Here is a 24,174-nt window from a genome sequence, read left to right as displayed (position 1 = left end):
CCCGCCCCGTCCGCACGGACCACTGGACCAGCGTGTCAGCCGACGCCTCCGCGGGGACCGCGGACGAGGCGGCCCTCACCCCGGGGGGTGAGGGCCGCCTCGTCCACGGCTGCCTCAGGCCGTGGTGGGCGCGGTGCCGGAGGGGCCTGCCCACAGATCGTCGACGTCGACCCGCAGCGGCTTGGTCGCCGAGCCGGAGAGGAACGCCGCCACCCCGACACCACCGGGGCCCTGCAGGGCCGCCGTGGAGTCGCTGGCCGACACCTGCCAGGCGGCGGGCTCCGCCGTGCCGGCCGGCCAGGCCTTGGCACCCAGCACCGAGGTGCCGCTGCCACTGACGTCGAGCCGCACCAGCAGCACCATGCCCGGGGTGTAGACCACCCCCGGCAGCTCGGCCGCGGTCAGCTTGGTCTCCCGCCCGGCCTCCAGCCGGGACAGGCCCAGCACCACCTTGCCGGTGGCGGTCACCTTCAGCGACGCCCGGTAGTCAGCCGCCTCTACCCGCCGGCCGACCAGGTACACGTACCCACCGCCGCCGGTGGGCAGCGCGTCCAGCGACACCGCCGTCTGCACCGCCACGTCGGCCACCGAGACCCCGGTCAGATAGCCCGACGAGGACCTCCCGACGCCCAGCTGCAGGTGCCCGACCCCGTCGGAGACCGACGCCGGTCCCGCCATCGACCAGGCACCCCCGACGTCGGCGGTACCCCAGCCCTCGGCCACCGACCGGCCGAACGAGTCGGCAGCCGCCGCCGGCGGCGCGGACGAGTCGCTGATCATCACCGACCGCGTCACCGTGCCGCTGGCACCGGCGTCATCGGTCACCGTCAGCCGCACCGGGTAGGTCCCGGCCGTGCCGTAGGTGTGCGTCACCGTCGCGCCCTCACCGGTGGCCCCGTCCCCGAAGTCCCAGGCGTAGCCCTGGATGGTCCCGTCCGGATCCGCGGAACCCGACCCGTCGAAGGTCACCGACAGCCCGGACCCCGACGCCTCGAACGCCGCTGCGGGCGCCTGGTTGACCGGCGCGGTGACCACCACGGACGCCCCGTGGCGGGCGGTGGCTCCCTTGTCGTCGGTGACCGTGAGCGTCACGGGATAGGTCCCCGCAGCCTCGTAGGTGTGGCTGGCCGTCGCGCCTGATCCGGTGGACCCGTCGCCGAAGTCCCAGGCGTAGCCCTGGATGGTCCCGTCCGGATCCGTGGAGCCGGTGGCGTCGAAGGCCACGGTCAGGTCGTCCGGCGTTGACGAGAACGTCGCGGTCGGCGCGATGTTGGCCGCGTTGCCGGTCCGCCCCAGCTCGTTGTGGGCGGCGACCCGGGCGGCCGAGAGCGCCTGGGGGTAGAGGGCGACCTCGTCGATCCGGCCGGCCAGGAAGGCGGCGCCGGTCCAGGGGCTGTCCCCGCCGATCCGCCAGTAGCCCGTCATGGGCTGACCCCAGCGCGTGTCGGCCCGGCTGGCGACCAATCGACCGTCGACGTACAGCGCCATGCCCTCTGCGCTCAGCGAGGCGACGACGTGGTGCCACCGACCGTCGTTGTGTCCCGCACCGCTGCTGATGCTGCGGGTCTCGGCCGGCCACACGCCGAAGTACACGCGACCCGCGCCGTCGAGGTAGACGTGCCGGTCGTAGCTGGTGCTGGTGCCCGTGTTCGCGTTGCCGAAGCCGATGATCTTGCCCCCGGCGGTAGAGGTGGTGTTGAACCAGGCCTCGACGCTGAACGTCTGAGGGGCCGGCACCGGCTGCGCGGTGGCGAGGAAGCCCGTGCTGCTGCCGTTGAACTGGAAGGCCGTGTCGGGGTCACGGGCGAGCGCCCCGGCCCGGCCGCGGGTCACCCCTGAGTTGATCGTCATGTCAGCGGCGCCGATCCGGTCGTAAGCGGTCGCGCCGGACGCCTCGCCCAGCGACCAGAGGGCCACGGCGCCGTCGGCCCGCACGGTCTCCAGGTAGGGCCGCCGCGGCGGTGCCGTGCCGGCCGCGACGTCGACCGACGTCCAGGCCGAGACGACCCGGTTGCCCGACGGGTCGCTGACCGCGACCCGGTACCGGTGGGAACCGGCGGTCAGTCCGGTGTCGGTGAACGCCAGCATCGGAGTGTTCCACCAGGCCGAGGGCGCGGTCACCGTGTGGACCGGCGTGGTCGTGTCACCGTCCCGGTAGACGCGGTAGGTCAGGTTCTCGTTGTCCGCGTCATGGGCGGACCGCCAGCTGACCCGCACCGACGCGGGACCGAGGGCCGTCACCGACGGTGTCAGCCCCGCCGCACGGGGACCGACGGCGTTGGGCGCGAGGGACGGCATCGCGTACCGGACCAGCCCCTGTTGCGGAACGCCGTTGACCGCCGGGAACTCACCGCCGTAGACGACGTACTGGCCGTTCCCGGTGACGGTCCAGCCGGCCTGATACTGCTTCGTGTAGCCACCCTTGGCCATGTCGGGGTACCAGGGCAGCACCGAGGGTGCGGGCTGCCCGGCCATCGGGCCGTTGTTGGCGCGCACGGTGAACGGGCCGACCGTCCCCGTCGCGGCCAGGCTCACGGCAGTGGCGTACTTGAAGATCTGCGGATCATGCTCGGGGAACGACCTGATGTTGCTGCAGTTGTGGGCGTGCGAGGCCAGGTAGAGGGCCCCGCCCGAGGCGAAGCTGGCGTAGGTGTCACCGCGACAGTCGGCCATCCACTGCAGCCGCCCGCCGGCTGCGTCGGCCGCGAAGGCGCCCTCGATGTTGCCTGGCCCCCAGTAGTCGTAACCGGTGCCGTAGACGGTCGCGCCGTCGGCGCTGAGGCTGAGGCTGTAGATGGCGGAGTGGGCCCCCTGGTTCGTGATCCGCTGGTTGGCGGCGAACGGCCGGACGGCACCGGTGACCGCGTCGAGCGCCCCGACACCGGAGGCCTTGGTCCCGTTGAGTGTGTAGAACCGGCCGGCCGCCACGACCTGGGAGCCACCACCGGTCACCACCAGCGCCAGCACCTCGTTGCTCGTGAGCTTGTTGCGCGCGGGGTCGTAGGGGTAGCGGTTGCCGTCCGTCGGCCCGGTGCCCGGAACGGGAGCCCACGGCAGCAGGGCACCGTTGGCGGCCGACACGGCGGCCAACCGGGTGCGGCTGGCGGATCCGACAGCAGTGATCCCCCCGCCGAGGTAGACGGTCGTGTTCGTGGCGGCGACGGCGCGCACCCGGCCGCTCACCGCTGGACGGAAGCCGGCGACCAATGCCCCCGTGGCCGTGTCGAAAGCCGCGATCCGCGAGCGGGCCTGGCCGTCCACCTGGGTGAAGTCGCCGCCGACGTAGATCCGGGAACCGTCCGGTGACGCCGTGATCGCCAGCGCCTGGGCATTGAGGCGGGGAGCGAAAGAGGTGATCAGCTCGCCGGTACGGATGTCGTAGGCGAGCAGGTGGTTGCGCGGCGTCTCCTGCGTGCCGGCGGGGGCGCCGGCGGGCCGTGCGCTGGTGAACTGGCCGGCCACGTAGACGGTGGTGCCGACGACGGCCTGCGCCCAGGCCACCCCGTTGATCTGCACGGTCGGCAGCGGGTCGGCGGTGACCGTGGTCGGCGTCGCCGGGTCGGCCGGATTCGCCGGCGCGGAGTCGGCTCGGGCGACCCCCGGGACCAACCCGCCGAACACCCCCGCGATCAGAAGAAGGCTGAGCAGCCCCGCCACGAGCGATCTCGGCAGCGCCGTGACCCGTGCAAACATGTGTGTTCCCCCGCTCGTGCAGCTGACGCCGGCAGACCAATGAAGCCGGCGGATGAACACTAAGCGTGACGAAGCGGGCGCCGTCATCCCCCGATGCGGTGACAGCGGCCAGGTCATCGCTCGCGCGAGGCGCCAATCGTGACTATCAGTGATGTTGCATGAGCATGGGGTGGGATGCCGCGAAGCCCCGGCCATCGGCCGGGGCTCCGCGGGGTTGGCGCTGTGGACGGAGAAGCTCAGCCGGCCGGCCCGGTGAACACCATGACGGGCGCGCCGGCCTGGTAACCGACCGACAGGGTGATCGAGTGACGGGCGTCCGACGGGATGCTGAAGACGTAGACGCCGTCGGCGGACTCCCCGGCCGCGACGGTACCGGAGAACGGCGCCTGCGACGGGTCGTCGAGCGGGGAGGCCGGCGTCAGCTCGTCGCCGTAGGCGAGGGCGACGGTCACCCCGTCCAGGGAGACCGGCTCGGCCGTTCCGTTGTGGATACGCACCGTGATCCGCAAGGCCGGCCCGCTCACGTTGCCGGGACCGACGGCCGTGCCCTCGATCGCCGACATGCGGGTGACCGAACCGGTGATCCCGTCGCCGACGGACGCCGTCTTCCGCAGTGCGACGGCGGGTAGGTCCGGCGGCGGCTGGTCGACGTCCCCGGTGGCTTCGGGGGTGACCGGAGCCGGAGGCGGTGTCCACGAGGGCGTCGCTGTCGGCGAGACGGTCGCCTCGACGGTGGCGGTCCCCGCCGCCCGCGCGGTCCCACTGTCGCCATCCTGCCCGCGGTTCCACATCAGGACGGCGGCGCACAGTGCGAGGAGCGCCACGACCGCCGCGGACAGCTGCAGTCGGCGACGCCGCGCGTGCGCCGCACCGTCAGGAGGAGGGCTGGTGACGCTCATCGGGCCAATCCGTCCATCTCGGAGAACCACTTGACCGACGCGAGGCCGAGGTAGGCCCCCGTCGCGAGGAACAGCGCGGTGTAGGCGGGGAAGAACACGGCCGGAAGGCCCCAGGTGAGGAAGACGAGGCACAGCAGGCCGTAGTCGGTGGGCACGACGAGCAGGGAACGGAGCACGCTGGGCCGGGCCGACGACGGCTGCGCCCGCGTCGCCGCGTTGTGCTGGGCACGCAGGGCCTCGTTCAGCATCGTCGCGAAGAACAGCACCGCGGCCACGACGCAGTAGCCGAGCGGAACCAGCAACAGCGGCCCGCGCTCGACCGCCTCGGAGCGGTACAGCCCCACGACGACCGCGAGGTGCAGCGACGAGATCTTGACCGCATCGGCCATGTGGTCGAGCCACTCCCCCGCCGGTGAGCCGCCACCTCGCAGACGGGCGAGCTGTCCGTCGGCGGCGTCGAAGGCGTACCCGACGACGAGACAGCCGGTGACCACGAGCCCGAGTCCCCAGGACGGCGAGACGAGGGCGAGCAGGGCGATCGCGCTCGCGGTGAACAGCGCACTGATCGCGGTCACCGCGTTCGGCGTCAGGCCGGCGTGGAAGGCCAGTGCGGCGAGGAGGCGGCCCAGCTTCCGGTTGACGAAGCGGGAGTACGCGGGCGCGCCGGCAGCGCCCTTCTGCGCGCCCGACAGCCGCCGCAGGGTCGTGGCCAGCGTCTCGCCACCGGGTCCCCGTGGGCGGACCTCCGCGGCGCTCGTCACCGCTGCCCTCCGCCGGCGCGCCGTACGGCAGCGGTCGCGATGTCGACGACCCGTTCCGGGTCCGCGCTCCGGGGCACCGGAAGGAGCGTGGGCGCCGGCAGGGTGGCCGGTGACCGGCGGCCGGTGGGACGCCGGGCGGGGTACTGCCGGCCGGCGAGGTCCAGGGCCAGCTGCTCGTAGCCGGCGGCCACGCTGTCCCAGTCGTACTGCGCGGCGAGCTCGCGGGAACGCCGTCCGGCCCGCCGGACGCCCGCGGGGTCGGACTCCGCGGCCTCCAGCAGGCCGGCGACGTCGGCGGGGCTGGAGAAGTAGCGGCCGGCCTCGGCGACGACCTCGCGGTTGAAGTCGACGTCGAAGGCCAGCACGGCGGCGCCGGCACCGATGGCGCGCAGCAACGACGGGTTCGTGCCGCCGACCGAGTGCCCGTGCAGGTAGGTGTAGGAGTGGGCGTAGAGCTGGTCGAGCTGCTCCTGGTCCCACACCCCGCCCAGGAAACGGACCCGCGCGTCGGCGAGCCCGTGGACCGTCCGGGTGTAGGCGTCGGCGTACGGGGCCGAACCGACGACGACCAGGGGCTTCGTCGCCGCGCTCCGGCGGTAGCCGTCCACGATGAGGTCGACGTGGTTCTCCGGCTCGAAGCGGGCGACGGCGAGGTGGAAGCCCCCCGGCTCGAGCTCGAGCTCGGCCAGTCGGTCGGTCCCGGGGGCTATCAGCGGAGCACCGTAGGTGAGAAGCGTGGTGGGGGCGCCGAACTCGGAGCGGTAGTAGTCGGACATGCCCTGCGCGTCGGCGATGAGGGCGTCGGACCAGCGCACGGCCATGCTCTCGGCCATCCGGTAGTAGCGCTGCCCGATCGGGCCCCACTTGGCCCGCTTCCACTCCAGGCCGTCGACGTGCGTGGCCACCGGGATCCGAGCGGCCCGGAACGCGGGCAGCAGCGGCGCGTTCGCGGCGTTGAACACGATCGCGGCATCGGGGCGATGGCCCAGCACGTGCCCGACGGAGAGCGCTGAGTGGCTGAGGGTCTCCAGTGCGCGCCTGCGCGCGGCCGGGAGGTGCACCAGGTCCATGCCGAGGTGGCGACGTGGACGGTCCCCCGGCCGGCCGGCCGACCGGCAGTAGACGACGACCCGGTGCCCTCGGTCGGCCAGCCGGCGACCGACCTCCTCCACCGCGGTCTCGAAGCCGCCGTAGCGGGCAGGTACGCCGCGCGTACCCACCATGGCGATCCGCATCGCTGCACGTCCGTTCCGTCAGGGAGCTGCGGGGCCCGTCCCCGCACGCAACCGGCAGGGCCGGCTTCGTGTCGTACGGACAGGATTGCGCTCCGTAGGCGCCGGTGATGCCTTCCGCGGGTCACCCGTCCCCCGTCGGGGTGAGCCGCCGGACCGCGCGTCGGCTCAGTAGGCCCCGGACCGGCTGAGCACGGCCCGGCCGGTCTTCCAGAGGATGAGGAGGTCCACGGCCAGGGACCAGTTCTCGACGTAGCGCAGGTCGAGCCGGACAGCCTCCTCCCACGGCAGATCGCTGCGGCCGGAGACCTGCCAGAGACCCGTCAGTCCCGGCTTGACCAGCAACCGCCGACTGACCGAGGAGTCGTACTGGGCCACCTCGACCGGAAGCGGTGGGCGGGGTCCGACGAGGGACATCGATCCGCCGAGCACGTTGAGCAGCTGCGGCAGCTCGTCGAGGGACAGCCGCCGCAGCCAGCGTCCGACGGGCGTGACGCGCGGGTCCTCCCGCAGCTTGAACAGCAGCCCGTCGGAGATGTTGGCGTCCCGCAGCAGACCCAGCTGGCGGTCGGCGTCGACCACCATGCTTCGGAACTTCAGCATGGTGAAGGTGCGGCCGTTCAGGCCCACGCGCTCCTGGCGGTAGAGGGCCGGACCCGGGCTGGAGGTGCGCACCGCCAGTGCGATGCCGAGCAGGAGCGGCGCCAGGAGGAGCAGCGCCAGGGCCGCCGCGATGCGGTCGATGCCGCCCTTCACCACCCGACGCCAGCCCTCGAATCGGGGCTGTTCGACCGACAGGAGCGGCAGCCCCTCGAACGGCCGGATGTGCAGCCGCGGGCCGGCCACTTCGATCAGACCGGGCGCCACCAGCAGTTCCATGCCAGTCCCTTCGAGCTGCCACGACAGCTGTCTCAGGTACTGGGCCGCGGTCTCGCTCGCCGAGGTGACCGCGATCGTGTCCGCTCCGAGACGAGTCGCCAGCGAGACGACGTCGTCCAGTCCGCCCACCGGTACGCCCGCGACCTCGGCCACCCGGGCGCGATCGCCAGGCGTGACGCAGAGCGCCACGACGTCGAGGCCGGCGTAGTGCTCGCGCCGCACCCGCGCGGCCAGCTCGAGGACCGCGCCCCCCCGGCCCACGACGACGACCCGCCGGGTGCAGCGGCCACGGGCGCGCAGCCGACGCAGCTGACTCCGGGCGGCGTACCGCCCGACGAGCGTGACGAGGGTGAGCGCGGGGACGGCCACGACCACCAGCGCGCGGCTGAGGTCGAGAGCGGCCGCGTACGAGATGAAGCCTGCGAAGGCCAGGAGGATGAAGCCGGCCCGGCCCACGCGGCGGTACTCGTCGCTGCCGGTGCCGAAGACCCGCTCGGAGTACGCGCCGACCGCGAGAAGGACCAGGGGCCACGCGGGTACGAGACCGATGGCCGCCCAGAACAAGGAGCTGGAGAGCTGGACCCCGCCGGCGCGCGTCAGCACGACGCTCGCCCCGGCTCCCGCCGCAGCGAGAACCTCGAAGGCGATGAGACCGGCTGCGTAGCGGCGCACCCAGTCGGCGGTCCGCGGGCCCGCCGCCCGAGACCACTTCGGCAGCGCGTGCGCCGACGCCCCGCCTGCGCTGGTCCGCGGCACCGGAACGGGGGGGAGACCACCTCGCACACCCGTCGGATCCAACAGCACCTGACCCCCCGTTGACGCTGTGTAATCAGGCAGCCGCCGTCGAACCCCCGGCGCGACTGTGAGCAGCGCTTACGGGGTGACGGTTGCCTGACGCCTCACAAACCCTTACAGAGCGTTACGAGCAGGTCAATCTGGGGGGCGGGTATTCACCCATTAGGGACGCCAGGCTGCCGGAGGTGTGACGGGCGTCAGCTCCTGGGGTGGACCTCGTTCTGCGCGGCCTCGAGCCCTCGCACCAGGAGCGCCTCGGCGGCGTCCGCGGCCTCGTTGATCAGGAGCTCGAGTTCCTTCCGCTCCACGGCGGAGAAGTCCTTCAGTACGAAGTCGGCCGGATCCTGGCGGCCGGGCGGACGGCCGATGCCGACGCGCACCCGGAGGTACTCCTTGGTGCCGGTCGAGCGCGAGATCGACCGGAGCCCGTTGTGCCCGCCCTCGCCCCCGCCGCGCTTGAGGCGGACCGTCGTGAACGGCAGGTCGAGCTCGTCGTGGACGACGACGAGGTCCTCGGTGGCGAGGTGGTGGTAGTCCAGGAGCCCACGGACGGGTCCCCCGGACTCGTTCATGTAGGTGAGCGGGCGGGCCAGCACCACCCGGCGGCCGGCGAGGCGACCCTCGCCGGCCAGGGCGCGGGAACGGGCACCCTTGCCTGCCGAGAGACGGATGCCGGCCCGGGCAGCAAGCTCGTCGAGCACCATGGCGCCGACGTTGTGCCGGTTCCCGGCGTAGCCCGGGCCGGGATTGCCCAGCCCGATGACCAGAAAGGGCCCCTCGGACACGCGCGAACCGGGGGCGCCGGCAGTGCCGGCGCCCCCGGGGGTCGTGCTCTCGCTCAGCGGATGCCTCAGCTGTCCTGGGCGGACTTCTCGGCGGAGCCCATCGACTCGCCGCTGCCCTGGTCCTGCGGCTCGGGAACGACGTCGCCCTGGCCGGCGCCCTCGGCAGCCTCGTCGGACTCCTCGCGCTCGATGCCCGCCTCGGCCTCGGCCTCGGCCAGCTCGGCCTCCAGCGCCTCGGTGGTGGGTGCACCGAGGAAGCCGATGACGAGCGCCTCTGCGTCGGTGATCAGCACCGAGCCCTTGGGCAGGACGAGGTCGCCGGCAGTGATGTTCTGCCCGGCAGACCGGCCGGTGACGTCGACCTCGATGCTCTCGGGCAGCTGGGTGGCGTCGGCCTCGATCTGGACGGTGCTCAGCTGGTGGTTCGGGATGGTGTCCGGAGCCACGTCGCCGACCATCGTGATCGGCACCTCGACCGTGGTCTTCTCGCCGCGACGGACCAGCAGCAGGTCGACGTGCTCGTGGGTGCGCTTCAGCGGGTCGCGCTGGACGGCCTTGGTCAGGGCCAGCTGCTCCTTGCCGTCGAGCGCGATGGTCAGCAGGACGTTGCTGCCGCCGTTGCGCAGCGCCGCGGCGAACTCGCGAGCGGGCAGCGACAGGTGGACGACGTCCTGGCCGTGCCCGTACAGGACGGCAGGGACGCGGCCGGCGCGGCGGGTGCGGCGAGCACTGCCCTTGCCGAACTCGGTGCGGATCTCGGCTTCGAGGCGGAAGTCAGCCACGGTGGTGTGCTCCTCAAGAGGTGGGGCGGTCTACGTGCCGGCGCACGCGCGGCACGCCCCAAGAGGGCACACGCACGTCGATCACGGAGCAGACGAACCGCTCCCTCGCCGGGCAACGGGCCCAGGCTACCCGAAGCGCCGCGGCAGCTGCTGTCGAGCCCCCAGCGAAGCGGTCCCGACGACGGGGCCCGGAGGGTCCCCCGAGGACGGACGAGAGCTGCTCAGCGCACGAGGGGCACGGCACGTGGCCGCGGTGTCGTCCGGTAGGACGACGGAGTCATGGCCGCGGTGCGATCCGGAGGATCGCGATCTAACTAGCCCCGTCGAAGAGGCTCGTGACCGAGCCGTCCTCGAAGACCTCCTTGATCGCGCGAGCCAGCAGCGGCGCGATCGACAGGACGGTGAGCTTGTCGAACTGGCGCTCCGGCTCGATCGGCAGCGTGTTGGTGATGATGACCTCGCTGACCTTGCTGTTCTTGAGCCGGTCGACGGCGGGCCCGGAGAGGACGCCGTGGGTCGCGGTGACGATGACGTCGGCGGCGCCGGCCTCGAAGAGCGTCTCGGCGGCCTTCACGATCGTGCCGCCGGTGTCGATCATGTCGTCGACCAGGATGCAGACCCGGCCCTCGACCTCACCGACGACGCGGTTGGCCTTGACCTCGTTGGGGCGCATCGGGTCGCGAGTCTTGTGGATGAAGGCCAGCGGGGTGCCGCCGAGCTTGTCGGTCCACCGCTCGGCCACGCGGACCCGCCCAGAGTCGGGCGAGACGACGGTGATGTCACGGTCGCCCCAGCGCTGCGTCACGTGGTCGACCAGGAGGTCGAGGGCGAAGAGGTGGTCGACCGGGCCGTCGAAGAAGCCCTGGATCTGCGCGGTGTGCAGGTCGACGGTCATCAGCCGGTCGGCGCCGGCGGTCGCGAACATGTCGGCAACCAGGCGGGCCGAGATCGGCTCGCGGCCGCGGTGCTTCTTGTCCTGCCGGGCGTAGGGGAAGAACGGGGCGACGACGGTGATCCGCTTGGCCGAGGCGCGCTTGAGCGCGTCGACCATGATCAGCTGCTCCATGAGCCAGGTGTTGATGGGCGCGGTGTGGCTCTGCACCACGAAGGCGTCGCAGCCGCGCACCGACTCCTCGAACCGCACGAACAGCTCGCCGTTGGCGAACTCGTAGGACGCGGTGGGGGTTGGGGTGACGCCGAGGTGCCCGGCGATCTCCGTGGCGAGCTCCGGGTATGCCCGTCCCGAGAAGAGCATCAGGCTCTTGCTGTTCGCCTGCCGGATCGCGCTCATCTACTTCGCTGTCCCTACTGGTCGGTGTCCGCCCGGGAGACGTCGGACCGGTCTCCGTCGGGTGCCACCGCCCGGCTCTCGGCTGCTTCCGCAGCCTGCGCCGCGGGCGTCCCTGGGCGACGGCGACTCACCCAGCCTCCCACATTCCGCTGGGGTGCCCGCGCGACGGCCATGGCCCCCGGGGGGACGTCCGTCGTGATCACCGACCCGGCCGCGGTGTAGGCGCCGTCGCCCACGGTGACCGGCGCCACGAACATGTTGTCGGCCCCCGTGCGGGCGTGCGCCCCGATCGTCGTGTGGTGCTTGGCCACGCCGTCGTAGTTCACGAACACCGTCGCGGCACCGATGTTGGTGCCCTCGCCGATCGTGGCATCGCCGACGTAGGACAGGTGCGGCACCTTGGAGCCCTCGCCGATCTCGGCGTTCTTCGTCTCGACGAACGTGCCCACCTTGGCGCCGGCGCGCAGGCGGGTACCCGGTCGCAGATAGGCGAAGGGGCCCACGGACACCTTCGGGCCGATCACCGCCTGCAGGCAGTGGGCGCGGACGACGCTGGCCCCCTCCCCCACCTCGGTGTCGATCAGGGTGCTGTCCGGGCCCACCAGGGCGCCGGCCGCGACGGAGGTCGTCCCGCGCAACTGCGTGCCCGGCTCCAGGACGGCGTCGGCCCCGACCGAACAGGTGACGTCGACCCACGTGGTCTGCGGATCCACGACGGTGACCCCGCTGCGCATCAGCTCGTCGAGCACCCGGTCGTTGAGGGTGCGGCGCCGGGCGGCGAGCTCCCGCCGGTCGTTGCAGCCCAGGACGTCGTCGGGGTCCTCGGCGACGTGGCCGCCGACGGCGGCGCCCTCCGCCACCAGGAGCCCGACCACGTCGGTGACGTACTGCTCACCCTGGTCGTTGTCGGCTCCGATCCGGGCGAGCGTCCGCCGGAGCGCCGCGGCGTCGCCGACGTAGACGCCGGCGTTGATCTCGCGGATCGCCCGCTGCGCCGGCGTGGCGTCGCGCTCCTCGACGATCGCGCGGACCCCGCCGTCGCCGTCACGCACGATGCGACCGAGCCCGGTCGGGTCGTCGACCTCGGCGGTGAGCACCGTCACGACACTGCCGGTGGAACGGTGGGCCTCGACCAGTGCAGCCACCGTGCTGGCTCGCAGCAGCGGAGCGTCGCCGTTCACCAGCAGGACCGGCCCCTCGAGCCCCGGCACCGCGTCGAGCGCCACGGCGGCCGCATGCCCCGAGCCCCGCTGCTCCTCCTGGACGACCGACACCGCGCCGGGCGCCACCTGCGCCAGGTGCTCCTCGACGTACTCGCGGCCGGCCCCCACCACGACGACCGTGGCGCCGGCGTTCAGCGGCTCGGCTGCCGCGAGCACGTGACCGAGGAGACTGCGCCCCCCGAGGGAGTGCAGCACCTTGGGCGTCGCCGAGCGCATCCGCGTGCCTTGACCTGCCGCGAGGACGACGACGGCGGCCACTGCCGGTGGCGAGGCCGGCGGTGCGGCGGGGGACGACTGCTGCGCGGTCACGGATCTCCTCAGACGGGCGGCATGTTCTGCGCTGGGGGACTCGGACTCGAACCGAGACTGCACGGCTCCAAAGGCCGGCGGGCTGCCGATTACCCCATCCCCCACCCGCGGCGCGGCGATTCCCGCCCGCGGGGGCGCCGCACGTCCGGCACCCGAGGGGAGCCTAGGGCCCGGGGGTCGGCACAGGCATCCACGGGGAGGGGCCGCTGGAGTCGCCGGGCGACCTACGGTGCCGTAGGTTACGGGAACTCAGCCGCGGAAAGGCCGGCGGTCACCGCCCGCGCCCGCGGCGCTTCTCACGCCCAGGAGTCCATGTGTCCGCTCCCGCTCTCACTCGGCCCTCAGCCCCGCCCCGCACGGCGGACCCGAATGCCGGGCTCCCCGCGAACGCACTCGGCGCCGAGAAGGGCGCGCTGGAGCAGATCACGCTGTACGTCTTCGTGATCGTGCCCTTCCTGGCTCTCGCGGCCGTCGTCCCCGCCGTCTGGGGCTGGGGGCTCTCCTGGACCGACGTCTCGCTGTTCGTCGGGTTCTACTTCCTGACGCTCCTCGGCGTCACGGTCGGGTACCACCGGCACTTCACGCACGGCTCCTTCAAGGCCGGCAAGCCCCTGAGGGTCGCCCTGGCTGCCGTCGGCGGCATGGCGATCCAGGGTCCGGTCGTGCAGTGGGTGGCCGACCACCGCCGGCACCATGCCTTCGCCGACCGCGAGGGCGACCCACACTCCCCCTGGCGGTACGGCTCCGGCGCCTGGAACCTCGCCCGGGGCATGTTCCATGCACACCTCGGCTGGCTCTTCGATCGCCGTCAGACCAATGCGGACCGCTACGCGCCCGACCTGGTCAAGGACACGGCCGTGCGCCGCACGAGCCGGCTGTTCGTCGTCTGGGCGCTCCTCAGCCTGGCCTTGCCTGGCCTGATCGGCGGAATGGTCACCGGCAGCTGGACCGGCGCCTGGTCGGCGTTCTTCTGGGCGGGGCTCGTGCGGGTCGCCCTGCTCCACCACGTGACCTGGTCGATCAACTCGGTCTGCCACGTCGTGGGCAACCGCCCCTTCACCTCGCGCGACCGGGCGACCAACTTCTGGCCCCTGGCGATCCTCAGCGGCGGCGAGTCGTGGCACAACCTGCACCACGCCGACCCGACCTGCGCCCGGCACGGCGTCCTCCGCGGTCAGATCGACATCAGCGCCCGGATCATCTGGGTCTTCGAGAAGCTGGGCTGGGCCAAGGACGTCAAGTGGCCCGACCCGGTCCGGCTCGCGGCCAAGCGCCGTCAACCCGTCTCGGCGACGAGCTGACCGACTCCGGGACGCCGGCTCCTCCTCCGCCCGGGCGACCTGCTCCCCGCAGGTCACCCGGGCGGAGCCCTTCCCAGGGCACGATGTCGGGAAAGGAAGGGAGCGGCATGAGCAGCAGTGCAGCGCGTCCCCGCGTGCGGATGACGGGGGTGCAGCGGCGTCGGCAGCTGCTGGACATCGGGCGGGAGCTGTTCGCCCAGAAGGGCTTCGAAGCCACCTCGATCGAGGAGGTCGCGGCCCGCGCCGACGTCAGCAAGCCGGTCGTCTACGAGCACTTCGGCGGCAAGGAGGGCCTGTACGCGGTCGTCGTCGACCGCGAGATGGAGGCCCTTCTCGGCCGCTTCACCTCGGCGCTGTCGGCTCCCGGTCATCCGCGGGAGATGCTCGAGCGGGCCGCGCTGGTCCTCCTCGACTACATCGAGGAGGAGACCGACGGCTTCCGGGTGCTGACTCGCGACGCGCCGGTGGCCAGCGGCGCGGGGTCGTTCTCCTCGTTGATCGGCGAGGTGGCGCGCAAGGTCGAGCACATCCTCGCTCGCCAGTTCGACGACCGGGGCTACGACCCGGGGCTCGCCGAGCTCTACAGCCAGGCGCTGGTGGGCATGGTCGCGCTCGTCGGTCAGTGGTGGCTGGACACCCGGTCCCCCGGCAAGCACGAGGTGGCCGGCCACCTGGTCAACCTGTCCTACAACGGCCTGGCCCACCTGGAACCCCGGCCCAAACTCTCCGGCGCACCCGACACCCCGTCGCCGCCCCGCTGAGCCGGCGGATCCGGAGTCAGCCCACCAGGCGCGCGCCCGGCACCGGGCCGTGCACGGCTCGGACGGTTCGGAAGACCCCGGCACCGGCCAGCTCGGCTGCGAGCCGGACGGCCTGCTGCTCGTCCTCGGCCAGAGCGGCCACGGTGGGGCCCGAACCGCTGACCAGCGCCGCGGCCGCCCCGGCCTCGGTGGCAGCGCGCAGAGCGCGCGCCAGTTCGGGACGCAACGCGAGGGCGGGCGCCTGCAGGTCGTTGCTCAGCGACGCCGCCAACGACGCGGTGGGCCCACCGCGGAGCGCGGCGACGACGGGTTCGGCGGCGGCGAGGACCCGCCCGTCCGGCACCTTGCCGGCAGCCCGCAACCGGTCCAGCTCGCCGTAGACGTCGGGGGTCGACAGCCCCTCGCCTGCGATCCCGAGCACCCAGTGCCGGCGGGTGCGTGAGAGCACGGGAGTCAGCTGCTCGCCGCGGCCGGTACCGAGGGCCACGCCACCCAGCAGGCTGAAGGGGACGTCGCTGCCCAGCTGGGCAGCCAGCGCCACGAGGTCCTCCCGCCCGGCCCCCGTCCTCCACAGGGCGTCCAGGGCGACGAGGGCAGCCGCGGCATCGGCGCTGCCACCGGCCAGCCCTGCGGCGGCCGGGATCGACTTGGCGATCTCGATGGTGGCGTCGGCGGTGATCCCGGCGGCCGCGGCGAGGAGCTCGGCGGCCCGCCAGACGAGATTGCGCCGGTCGGTCGGTACCCGATCGGCGCCGCGGCCAGCTCCCGCTCCCTCGCCGGTGACGGACAGCTCGAGACCCTCCCCGTGCCGGACCGTGACCGTGTCGAACAACGAGACAGCCAGGTAGACCGTGCGCAGCTCGTGGAACCCGTCGGACCGCAGGGGGCCGACCGCGAGGTGCACGTTGACCTTCGCGGGCGCTCGGGCGAGGACGGCGGTCACGTCTCCACCGGATCGGTGGCGGCCAGCCGGGCGAAGTCGGTCACGGAGAGCTGTTCCCCCCGCAGGGCCGGATCGATGCCGGCGGCCCGCAGCCGCGCCTCGGCGGCCGCGGGGCTGCCGGCCCACCGGGCGAGGGCGGCGCGAAGGCTCTTGCGGCGCATGGCGAAGGCGGCATCCACGACCGCGAACGTGGCCACCCGGTCCCCGGGCGGCGGAGGACGACGGACGAGGGCGACGAGGCCGGAGTCGACGTTCGGTTCGGGCCAGAAGACCTTCCGCCCGACGGAGCCGGCCCGGCGCACCTCGCCGTACCAGGCGGCCTTGACCGAGGGCACGCCGTAGGCGGAGCCGCCCGGAGGCGCCGCGAGCCGCTCGGCCACCTCGGCCTGGACCAGGATCAGGGCGCGGTCGAGCGTGGGCAGCAGCTCCAGCAGGTGAAGCAGTACGGGCACGGCCACGTTGTACGGGAGGTTCGCGACCAGCGCCGTCGGCGACGGACCGGGGAGCTCCTGGATGCGCAGGGCGTCGGCGGTCACGACCGTCAGGCGGTCTGCCACGTCGGGTCGGCGGTCGGCCACCGTCCGGGGCAGGAGGTCGGCCAGGCGAGGGTCGATCTCCACCGCCAGGACCCGCGCGGTGGCCGGCAGCAGCCCGAGGGTCAGGGACCCCAGCCCCGGCCCGACCTCGAGGACCACGTCGTCGGGCCGCAGGCCCGCGGTGCGCACGATGCGCCGGATGGTGTTGGCATCGTGCAGGAAGTTCTGCCCGAGCGTCTTCGTCGGTCGGAGGCCGAGCTGCTGGGCCAGCTCACGGATCGCGGCCGGGCCCAGCAGTCCCTCCGGCTGCTCGGGGTGCGTGCTCAGGAGCGTCCGTTCAGAGGTGACGGCCACAGTGCGGCCACTGACCGGCACCGGCCTTGTTGTAGAGCAACTGGGCCCGGTAGGTCTGCTCGTCGGCCGACGCGTCGGAGGGCAGGCCGGAGCCGCCCACCGACTGCCACGTGGCGACGGAGAACTGGTAGAGCCCGTGGTACCTGCCGTTGGGGCTGACGGCGCCGGCCCGCCCGCCCGACTCGCACCTGGCCAGCGCCGCCCAGTTCAGCCCGTCGGCGGCCGGGGAGTTGGCCGGGCGCGGCTTGGTGCCGACGGTGACGAGCTCGGGCACCGGCTCCCGGCTGATGGTGGTGCGGAGGGTCTCGCGCGAGGTCTGGACGCCGTCGACCACGGTGACCCGGACCGTCGCGACCTGCTCACCGGCCACGCCGCGCTGGGTGACGGTCTTCTCGCCCTCGAGGACCTCGGGGTCGGAGGTCTCGACCCGCTCGTGCGGGATCTGCGTGGTCTCGGTGACCTCGGAGACCTGCACCCGGAAGACCTGCAGGCGCATCCGGTTCAGCAGGCCCTGCCCCAGGTAGAGGCTCGTGCGGTCGGTCGCGCCGAGCGTGATGCCCTGCTCGGCCAACAGGTCGCCGGCGGTGGCCGCAGTCGTGGTGACCACACGCTCCTGGCCGTCGCTGACCAGGACGATGTCCTTGGGCGTGGTGATCGTCAGCTCCATGCCGCGGAGCGGGAGGCGCTCGCTGCGGCTGGCGGACAGGACCAGCCCGTCGGCCCGGTAACCGAGCTGCGCCAGCGCCTCGTCCACGGACAGGGCGGTGACGTAGACCTCGCGGGAGACCCCGTCGACGGTGAGCTCGAGGGGCCGGGCCCGGTTGAGGATCACGGTGTCGCCGTCGGCCAGCACCTGCTCGGTGGCCGGCAGGAGCACGTCGTGCTCGGCGGGCTCGAGCCCCTCCTCGTCCAGGACCTCGCCGACCGTCGCGGCATACGTGCCGACGGTACGAACCTGCCCGTCGACGGTCAGCGTCACGGACTTCTGGGCGGCCAGGTATGCCAGCGTGCCGCCGACCAGTCCCAGGAGGACGACGGCGAACAGACTGAGCTGGAGCGAGCGGCGCACGGACACTTCCAGGGGTCACAGAGCCCGGGCAGGAGAACGGGCCCGCCGTCCGAGGAAGGCCTGCCCGTCGCGGTCGGCGTCCCTGGGCGGCATCCAGCCCGGAGTGGGACTCCTGGCCTGGCACACTGCCCGGGTCCGTCTCCACCCCGGCTGTCGGTCACGACACGTTAACGAACACGGAACGAGTGGTGATGGTGCGAACCGAGTAGACCAGAAGTCGACATGACCACAGAGTCGGCACGCCGACACGCTTCGTGACAGCCGTGCCGGGAGTGACGGGTGGGATGTGACGAGCGCTACGACCCGATCCTGCGATCAACGTCACAGGAGCGGGTAGTCACCGACGTGCGGGGCGGCCGTCAGCGGGTCAAGGCACGCGCATCCGAACGGACCGGTCGCAGCCACGTCAGCAGGAAACCGGCGACGGCGACTCCCGCGGCCAGCGCCGAGAACCCGCCCGCCACCAGTGCGACCGGCAGGACGTCGAAGCCTTCGCTCGCGCCGTCGGGATCGATGCCCGCCCGCAGCAGCAGGGTGCCGAGCGGCAGCAGCGCGAGCACGGTCGCCGCAGCGGTGACGAGGTGCGCTGTCCACGTGCGCAGCGCCTCGTCGACCGGCACGTCGGCGCCCTGGGCGGGCAGCGGGCGGAGCAGCGCCCGCAGCAGGGCGATCTCCGCCAGGACCCAGGCCACGACCGGGGCCACGAGCGCGGCCCAGCCCACACCGTCGGAGAGCTCGCCGGACCGCCACTGCGGCACGGTCACGGCCACCTGAGCCGCGACGACCGCCCGCATGGTCCAGACCAGCCAGCCGGAGATCTGGTCCGAGCGCCGCGGCCGCCGGGGCGGCACGGTCGTCGACCACCGTGGCCGCGGCCGGGTCGCCTCGGCGAGCAGCACGCCCGACAGCAGGCCCAGGAGGAGAACGGGTACCCAGAGGAACACCGAGGCCTCGGCCAGGACGACGACACTGCCGATCACGCCGGCCGCGCCCAGCAGAAGGCCCAGGAGGCGGATGCGCCGGCCGTGCTGCGCCTGGCGCTGCAGCGTGCGGGCACCCTCCGGGGTCGGCTCGACGAGCTCCACCGCACCCGCGGCGACGGTCCGGCGGCCCCCGGCCAACCACCACGCCCGGCCCAGCAGTACGCCGGGGACCAACACTGCGATGAACAGGAGTACGGCGATCAGACGGCCCACGGTGCTGATTGTCGTCCTCCGGATGACACCGCGGCCACGTGCCGTTCCCTATTTGCGCGGAGCCCTCCCGTCCCGGCTCGCGGGACCCACTCGGCGGGACCGTCGTCAGCTGTCTTCCCAGCTCCCGAAGATGCGCTCGGCCGTCGCGGTCAGGGTGGCGCAGAGCTGGTCGAGTTCCACGCCCGTGACGTCGGCGAGCGCGCGCACGGTGTGCGGGACCAGGCGGGAGGAGTTCGGCCGACCGCGGTGCGGCATCGGGGTGAGGAACGGCGAGTCGGTCTCCACCAGCAGCTGGTCGACCGGCGTGATCGCCGCGGCCTCCCGGAGAGAGCCGGCGTTGCCGAAGGTGAGCGTGCCCGCGAACGACAGCACGTAGCCCCGCTCGACGCAGGCCTTCGCGAAGACGGCGTCGCCGGAGAAGCAGTGGAAGACCGTCTGCTCGGGCGCCCCCTCGTCCTCGAGCACCCGCAGGATCTCTTCGTGTGCGTCCCGGTCGTGGATGACCAGCGCGATCCCGTGGCGCTTGGCGATCCGGATGTGCGCCCGGAACGAGGCCTCCTGGGCGGCCCAGCCCTCGGGGCCGGTACGGAAGCGGTCCAGTCCGGTCTCCCCCACCGCCCGCACGCGGGGCAGTGCGGCCAGCCGGTCGATCTCGGCGAGCGCTGCCTCGTCGGCCCCGCCGGAGCCCGCCTCGTTGGGGTGCACCGCGACGGCGGCCAGCACGTTCGGGTGCCGCGCAGCCAGCTGGGCCGACCACCGCGACGAGGGGACGTCCACGCCGACCTGCACGAGCCGGGGCACGTTCACCGCGACCGCGGCGGCGATCTCGGCGTCGACGTCGTCGTCGGACGCCCACTCCCCGTGCTCGTCCCCTGCCGGCCGCTCCCCCAGCACGATGTCGAGGTGGGTGTGGCTGTCCAGCGCCGGGGACGGGAGCGGCTCCGGGGACGGCGGCGGCTCGCCCCGACGGTTGGCGCGGGAGGACGCCGACCGACTCATGCCCCGCCCTCCTCCAGGCGGCGGAGCTCCTCCTCGACGACGGACTCGTCGAGCTTGGTGAAGATGGGCTTCGGGGGGGTGAGCGGCGTCCCCGGCGCGGCGAGCGGCGTGGAACCCCAGACCGCCTGACCCTGCTCGTAGGGGCCGGTGATGATCGGGTAGGGAGAGCCGTCGTCGAGGTCGGTGACGTCGTGGACCTCCGGCGCGACCGACCACACCCCCGTGCCGCCGAGGAGTTCGTGCACCTGCTGCGCGGAGTGCGGGAGGAACGGCGTCAGCAGGGCGTTGCAGTCCTTGATCGCCTGCAGCGCGGTGTGCAGGACGGTGTCGCGGCGGGCCGGGTCCTCCTTGAGCTTCCACGGCGCCTGGTCCGACAGGTACTTGTTCGCCTCGCCGACCACCCGCATCGTCTCGCCGATCGCGGCCTTCTGCCGGTTGCGCGAGAGCAGCTCGCCGATCGGTCGGAAGGCGCCGGAGGTGGTGGCGAGCAGTGCGCGGTCGGCGTCGGTCAACTCCCCCGGCGTGGGTACGGCGCCGACGTTCTTGGCCGCCATGGACACGGAGCGGTTGACCAGGTTGCCCCAGCCGGCGACGAGCTCGTCGTTGTTGCGGCGCCGGAACTCCGCCCAGGTGAAGTCGGTGTCCTGGTTCTCGGGGCCGGCCACGGCGATGAAGTAGCGCAGCGCGTCGGCGTCGTACCGGGCCAGGAAGTCGCGCACGTAGATGACGACCTGGCGGCTGCTCGAGAACTTCCGCCCCTCCATCGTGAGGAACTCGCTGGAGACCACCTCGGTCGGCAGGTTGAGCCGGCCGAGCGAGCCCGGGGTGCCACCCTTGTCGCCCTCGCCGTTGTAGCCGAGCAGCTGGGCAGGCCAGATCTCGGAGTGGAAGACGATGTTGTCCTTGCCCATGAAGTAGTAGGCGTCGGAGTCCGGCGTCTGCCACCACTGCCGCCACGCCTCGGGGTCGCCGGAGCGACGGGCCCACTCGATGGAGGCGGACAGGTACCCGACGACGGCGTCGAACCAGACGTAGATCCGCTTGTCGGGGCGGTCGCGCCAGCCGTCCAGCGGCACCGGGACGCCCCAGTCGATGTCGCGGGTGTAGCTGCGCGGCTTGAGGTCCTCGAGCAGGTTGACGCTGAAGTTCAGGACGTTGGGCCGCCAGCTCTTCCGAGTGGCCAGCCAGTCGCCCAGCGCCTTCGTGAAGGCGGGCAGGTCGAGGAAGTAGTGCTCGCTCTCGACGAACTTCGGCGTCTCGCCGTTGATCTTGCTGACCGGGTTGATGAGGTCGGTCGGGTCGAGCTGGTTGCCGCAGTTGTCGCACTGGTCACCGCGGGCGCCGTCGTAGCCGCAGATCGGACAGGTGCCCTCGATGTAGCGGTCGGGCAGCGTGCGCCCGGTGGAGGGGCTGATCGCGCCGAGCGTCGTCTGCGGGAAGACGTAGCCGTTCTTGAGCAGGCCGAGGAAGATCTCCTGGCTGACCGCGGCGTGGTTGGCCGTCGTCGTCCGCGTGAAGAGGTCGTAGCTGAGCCCGAGCGACTGCAGGTCGCCCACGATGATCCGGTTGTTGCGGTCGGCGATCTCGCGCGGCGTGATCCCCTCGGCGTCGGCCGCGACGGTGATCGGGGTGCCGTGCTCGTCGGTGCCGCTGACCATGAGGACCTTGTCCCCGGCCATCCGGTGGTAACGGCTGAAGACGTCGGAGGGGACGCCGAACCCGGAGACGTGGCCGATGTGCCGCGGCCCGTTCGCGTAGGGCCAGGCGACTGCGGTCAGGATGTGCCGATCTGTCACGTCCCGAGACTAGTGAAGGCGCGCGGAGCCCTGAGCATCGCAGCGAGCGCCAGCGAGCGAGGAGCGGAGCGAGCGCGGAGGCGAGTGGCCGCACAGCGACCGAGGAGCGGAGGGGCGAAGGCGCCGAGCGAGCCGCAGTGATGGGCGTCCAGCCGGCGGGGATCAGTCCTGGGTGAAGACGGCGGAGGACGGACCGGTCGCCCCGCCGTCCTTGACCGGCGCGAGGATCGTGACGGCACAGAGCGCGGCGCCGATGGTGCACAGCGTGAGGGTGGCCAGCAGGCGGTGCGCCTGGACCGGGTCGGGACGACGGGCACGGGTCCGTGGTCCCTGCCCCGCCCAGCAAGCGGCCGAGGGGGCGCCGGCCAGCAGCAGCTTGCCGACGGGGACGGCGAGCGCGAGGAGAACGAGGGCGGGCAACGGCAGCGACGTGGGGTTCTGGACGCCCTCGGTCGTGGCGAGGACCACCAGGCAGGTGATCAGCAACATCTCGGCGTAGGCGACAGCCATGAGGAGTGTGCGGCCCGTTCCGTCGAGCAGAGCGGCACCGCTGCCGGCACAGAGCACGATCCACGCCGAGAGCAGGACGAGTCCGCCGGCCACCAGCCAGCCGGCGGGGCGACCCGTGGCCGAGAGGACGCCGTCCAGGCCGGTGAGCGCGACGGCCAGCAGGCCCACCGCCTCGACGACGCCGACGAGTCCGGCGGCGACGACCGTCATCGGGATCCGACGGGTGGCGGCCGCGGCCGACGTCGCGACGGCCGCGGCCGCGGGCACGCGGACGTGCTGCGGCGCGAACGAGTCGCGGACATCGAGGACGCTGATCGCCACTGGGCTCTCCCTGACCGGTGAGTGCTGTCACCGGTCAGCTCGACCCGTCCGGGCCGTCGCTGAAGAACCCGATGGCGGTTCTCACCCGCGCGGGTGAGGCCGCTCAGGCATTCCGCGCCGCATTGGCCGCCGCGGCGTCCTCCCGGTCGCCCGGGGTGTTGAAGCGGCTCCTCCGGCGGCCGTAGAGGAAGTAGATGACGAAGCCGAGCGCCATCCAGCCGAGGAAGCGCAGCCACGTGTCGCCGGGCAGGTTGAGCATCAGCCACAGGCAGGCCAACGCCGACACGATCGGCAGGACCGGCATCAGCGGGACCCGGAACGCACGCGGCAGGTCCGGGCGGCTGCGGCGCAACACGATGACGCCGATCGAGACGAGCAGGAAGGCGAACAGCGTCCCGATGTTCACCAGCTCGGCCAACTCACCGAGCGGGACCAGCCCGGCGAGGACGGCGACGACGAGGCCGGTGGCGATGGTGATCCGGTAGGGCGTGCCGTACCGCGGGTGGACCTTGGCGAACCAGGACGGCATCAGCCGGTCGCGGCTCATGGCGAACAGCACCCGCGACTGACCGAGCAGCAGGATCATGACCACCGACATCAGTCCGATCAGCGCCCCCAGGCCGATGATCGTGGCGAACGCCGGCAGCCCGACCGCGGAGAAGGCCCCGGCGAGGGGGGCGTCGGCGTTGAGCTCGGTGTAGTGCTGCATGCCCACGACCACCAGCGACACGGCGACGTAGAGCGCGGTGCAGATGGCCAGCGAGCCGAGGATGCCGCGCGGCATGGCCCGCGCCGGGTCGCGGGTCTCCTCGGCCGCGGTCGCCACGATGTCGAACCCGATGAACGCGAAGAACACGATCGCCGCACCGGCGATGACCCCGCCCCAGCCGAAGGTGGTGGGGGCGAACCCGAACAGCGACTGGACGAGCGGCGCGTCCAGGCCCGACGCCCCCTCGGCGGGCGGCTGCGCCGGTGGCACGAAGGGGCTGTAGTTGTCGGCCTGGAGGTAGAAGACGCCCACCGCGACGACCAGCAGCACGACGGTCACCTTGATGGCGACGACGATCGCGTTGAACCGGGACGAGACCTTGATGCCGAGCACCAGCACACCGGTCATGGCCAGCGCGAGGACGATCGCCGGGATGTTGAAGGTGGCCGTCTCACCGGCGACGGACGCAGGCAGTTCCAGGCCGATGTCGCTGAGCATCTGCTGCAGATAGCCCGACCAGCTCACCGACACGGCGGCCGCCCCGATGGCGAACTCCAGGAGCAGGTCCCAGCCGATGATCCAGGCGACCAGTTCGCCGAAGGTCGCGTAGGAGAACGTGTACGCCGAGCCGGCGACCGGGACGGTCGAGGCGAACTCGGCGTAGCAGAGCGCCGCCAATCCGCAGGTGATCCCGGCGATGACGAACGAGATCGCTACTGCGGGGCCGGCCTGCGCCTGGGCGACGACGCCGGTGAGCACGAAGATGCCGGCGCCGATGATCACACCGACGCCGAACACCGTCAGGTCCAGCCCGGAGAGGTTCTTCTTGAGCCGGTGCTCGGGCTCGTCGGTGTCGCGGATCGAGTCCTCGACGGACTTGATCCTGCGCGCGCCAGCCGCCACTGGGTCCTCCTCCGCACCGGCCCCCGCCAGCTCCCGTCGTCGTCCTGGCAGCGTCGCACGGGTGGCGACCCCGCGCACGCCTACGCTGCAACCACCCGGGCACCGGACCGGGCCCGACGTGAGGAAG

The 24,174-nt window shown here is 72.7% G+C and carries 19 protein-coding genes and 1 tRNA gene; 2 read left to right on the top strand and 18 right to left on the bottom strand.

All coding sequences use genetic code 11. The features are described from left to right. Nucleotides 1-114 precede the first annotated feature (114 nt). From CHB94_RS07230 to CHB94_RS07185, 10 genes are all read right to left on the bottom strand, one after another. The gene (locus tag CHB94_RS07230) at nucleotides 115-3,693 is read right to left on the bottom strand and encodes a PKD domain-containing protein (protein WP_089335906.1); all 3,579 of its coding nucleotides are present in this window, start codon (nucleotides 3,691-3,693) and stop codon (nucleotides 115-117) included. Between the two features lie 236 nt (nucleotides 3,694-3,929). After that, on the bottom strand, nucleotides 3,930-4,592 hold the full coding sequence (locus CHB94_RS07225; RefSeq protein ID WP_089335905.1) for a hypothetical protein: 663 nt from the start codon (nucleotides 4,590-4,592) through the stop codon (nucleotides 3,930-3,932). Further along, nucleotides 4,589-5,353, bottom strand: a complete 765-nt coding sequence (locus CHB94_RS07220; protein WP_089335904.1) for a CDP-alcohol phosphatidyltransferase family protein — start codon at nucleotides 5,351-5,353, stop codon at nucleotides 4,589-4,591. The genes CHB94_RS07225 and CHB94_RS07220 overlap by 4 nt, the downstream gene beginning before the upstream one ends. Next, nucleotides 5,350-6,588 carry a DUF1972 domain-containing protein gene (locus tag CHB94_RS07215; protein ID WP_089335903.1) on the bottom strand — a complete coding sequence of 413 codons (1,239 nt, stop codon included), beginning with the start codon at nucleotides 6,586-6,588 and terminating at the stop codon, nucleotides 5,350-5,352. Before CHB94_RS07215 ends, CHB94_RS07220 begins: the two co-directional genes overlap by 4 nt. A gap of 165 nt (nucleotides 6,589-6,753) precedes the next feature. Continuing rightward, nucleotides 6,754-8,136, bottom strand: coding sequence for a sugar transferase (locus CHB94_RS07210; RefSeq protein ID WP_217899204.1), 1,383 nt, complete (start codon nucleotides 8,134-8,136; stop codon nucleotides 6,754-6,756). A 320-nt stretch (nucleotides 8,137-8,456) separates the two neighbouring features. After that, the gene (gene pth, locus CHB94_RS07205) at nucleotides 8,457-9,044 is read right to left on the bottom strand and encodes an aminoacyl-tRNA hydrolase (protein WP_089335901.1); all 588 of its coding nucleotides are present in this window, start codon (nucleotides 9,042-9,044) and stop codon (nucleotides 8,457-8,459) included. Nucleotides 9,045-9,109: 65 nt separating this feature from the next. Continuing rightward, nucleotides 9,110-9,826 carry a 50S ribosomal protein L25/general stress protein Ctc gene (locus CHB94_RS07200; protein WP_089335900.1) on the bottom strand — a complete coding sequence of 239 codons (717 nt, stop codon included), beginning with the start codon at nucleotides 9,824-9,826 and terminating at the stop codon, nucleotides 9,110-9,112. A 310-nt stretch (nucleotides 9,827-10,136) separates the two neighbouring features. Beyond that, nucleotides 10,137-11,117, bottom strand: coding sequence for a ribose-phosphate diphosphokinase (locus CHB94_RS07195; protein ID WP_089335899.1), 981 nt, complete (start codon nucleotides 11,115-11,117; stop codon nucleotides 10,137-10,139). 14 nt (nucleotides 11,118-11,131) lie between these two features. Then, nucleotides 11,132-12,649, bottom strand: coding sequence for a bifunctional UDP-N-acetylglucosamine diphosphorylase/glucosamine-1-phosphate N-acetyltransferase GlmU (glmU, locus tag CHB94_RS07190; protein ID WP_141137446.1), 1,518 nt, complete (start codon nucleotides 12,647-12,649; stop codon nucleotides 11,132-11,134). A gap of 31 nt (nucleotides 12,650-12,680) precedes the next feature. Continuing rightward, nucleotides 12,681-12,753: transfer RNA gene (locus CHB94_RS07185), tRNA-Gln, on the bottom strand. 210 nt (nucleotides 12,754-12,963) lie between these two features. On the opposite strand from CHB94_RS07185, the gene CHB94_RS07180 reads away from it, so the two are divergent. After that, the gene (locus CHB94_RS07180) at nucleotides 12,964-13,950 is read left to right on the top strand and encodes an acyl-CoA desaturase (RefSeq protein WP_089335898.1); all 987 of its coding nucleotides are present in this window, start codon (nucleotides 12,964-12,966) and stop codon (nucleotides 13,948-13,950) included. 107 nt (nucleotides 13,951-14,057) lie between these two features. Next, nucleotides 14,058-14,711, top strand: coding sequence for a TetR/AcrR family transcriptional regulator (locus CHB94_RS07175; RefSeq protein WP_254920465.1), 654 nt, complete (start codon nucleotides 14,058-14,060; stop codon nucleotides 14,709-14,711). A gap of 16 nt (nucleotides 14,712-14,727) precedes the next feature. Here CHB94_RS07175 and CHB94_RS07170 read toward each other — a convergent pair whose 3' ends face one another. The 8 genes from CHB94_RS07170 to CHB94_RS07135 all read right to left on the bottom strand — a co-directional run bounded on the left by CHB94_RS07170 (nucleotide 14,728) and on the right by CHB94_RS07135 (nucleotide 24,047). After that, entirely contained in the window at nucleotides 14,728-15,654 is a 927-nt protein-coding gene (locus CHB94_RS07170; RefSeq protein ID WP_089335896.1) for a 4-(cytidine 5'-diphospho)-2-C-methyl-D-erythritol kinase, read from the bottom strand. Next, the gene (gene rsmA / locus CHB94_RS07165) at nucleotides 15,651-16,544 is read right to left on the bottom strand and encodes a 16S rRNA (adenine(1518)-N(6)/adenine(1519)-N(6))-dimethyltransferase RsmA (RefSeq protein WP_217899203.1); all 894 of its coding nucleotides are present in this window, start codon (nucleotides 16,542-16,544) and stop codon (nucleotides 15,651-15,653) included. The genes CHB94_RS07170 and rsmA overlap by 4 nt, the downstream gene beginning before the upstream one ends. Further along, complete coding sequence (locus CHB94_RS07160; RefSeq protein ID WP_089335895.1) at nucleotides 16,528-17,613, bottom strand: resuscitation-promoting factor; 1,086 nt, start codon at nucleotides 17,611-17,613, stop codon at nucleotides 16,528-16,530. The genes rsmA and CHB94_RS07160 overlap by 17 nt, the downstream gene beginning before the upstream one ends. A gap of 359 nt (nucleotides 17,614-17,972) precedes the next feature. Then, entirely contained in the window at nucleotides 17,973-18,809 is an 837-nt protein-coding gene (locus CHB94_RS07155; protein WP_089335894.1) for a hypothetical protein, read from the bottom strand. Nucleotides 18,810-18,914: 105 nt separating this feature from the next. Next, nucleotides 18,915-19,808: a TatD family hydrolase gene (locus CHB94_RS07150; protein ID WP_089335893.1), complete on the bottom strand. Its 894-nt coding sequence runs from the start codon at nucleotides 19,806-19,808 to the stop codon at nucleotides 18,915-18,917. Then, nucleotides 19,805-21,604: a methionine--tRNA ligase gene (gene metG / locus CHB94_RS07145; RefSeq protein WP_089335892.1), complete on the bottom strand. Its 1,800-nt coding sequence runs from the start codon at nucleotides 21,602-21,604 to the stop codon at nucleotides 19,805-19,807. Before metG ends, CHB94_RS07150 begins: the two co-directional genes overlap by 4 nt. 162 nt (nucleotides 21,605-21,766) lie before the next feature. Next, the gene (locus CHB94_RS07140; RefSeq protein WP_089335891.1) at nucleotides 21,767-22,435 is read right to left on the bottom strand and encodes a hypothetical protein; all 669 of its coding nucleotides are present in this window, start codon (nucleotides 22,433-22,435) and stop codon (nucleotides 21,767-21,769) included. A 103-nt stretch (nucleotides 22,436-22,538) separates the two neighbouring features. Next, a complete protein-coding gene (locus tag CHB94_RS07135) occupies nucleotides 22,539-24,047 on the bottom strand; it encodes an amino acid permease (protein ID WP_089335890.1) in 1,509 nt (502 codons plus the stop codon). Nucleotides 24,048-24,174: the final 127 nt, after the last annotated feature.

It is taken from the genome of Blastococcus mobilis (assembly GCF_900188025.1).
GTDB lineage: Bacteria > Actinomycetota > Actinomycetes > Mycobacteriales > Geodermatophilaceae > Blastococcus_B > Blastococcus_B mobilis.
Note: the sequence above shows the minus strand (reverse complement) of the source record. Positions and strands in the feature narration are given on the sequence as shown.

Bases quoted from the DNA above. Each gene is read 5' to 3' on its own strand.
- CHB94_RS07215 (WP_089335903.1), bottom strand. From the start codon at position 6,588: ATGCGGATCGCCATGGTGGGTACGCGCGGCGTACCTGCCCGCTACGGC.
- CHB94_RS07230 (WP_089335906.1), bottom strand. From the start codon at position 3,693: ATGTTTGCACGGGTCACGGCGCTGCCGAGATCGCTCGTGGCGGGGCTG.
- CHB94_RS07150 (WP_089335893.1), bottom strand. From the start codon at position 19,808: ATGAGTCGGTCGGCGTCCTCCCGCGCCAACCGTCGGGGCGAGCCGCCG.
- CHB94_RS07225 (WP_089335905.1), bottom strand. From the start codon at position 4,592: ATGAGCGTCACCAGCCCTCCTCCTGACGGTGCGGCGCACGCGCGGCGT.
- CHB94_RS07175 (WP_254920465.1), top strand. From the start codon at position 14,058: ATGAGCAGCAGTGCAGCGCGTCCCCGCGTGCGGATGACGGGGGTGCAG.
- CHB94_RS07195 (WP_089335899.1), bottom strand. From the start codon at position 11,117: ATGAGCGCGATCCGGCAGGCGAACAGCAAGAGCCTGATGCTCTTCTCG.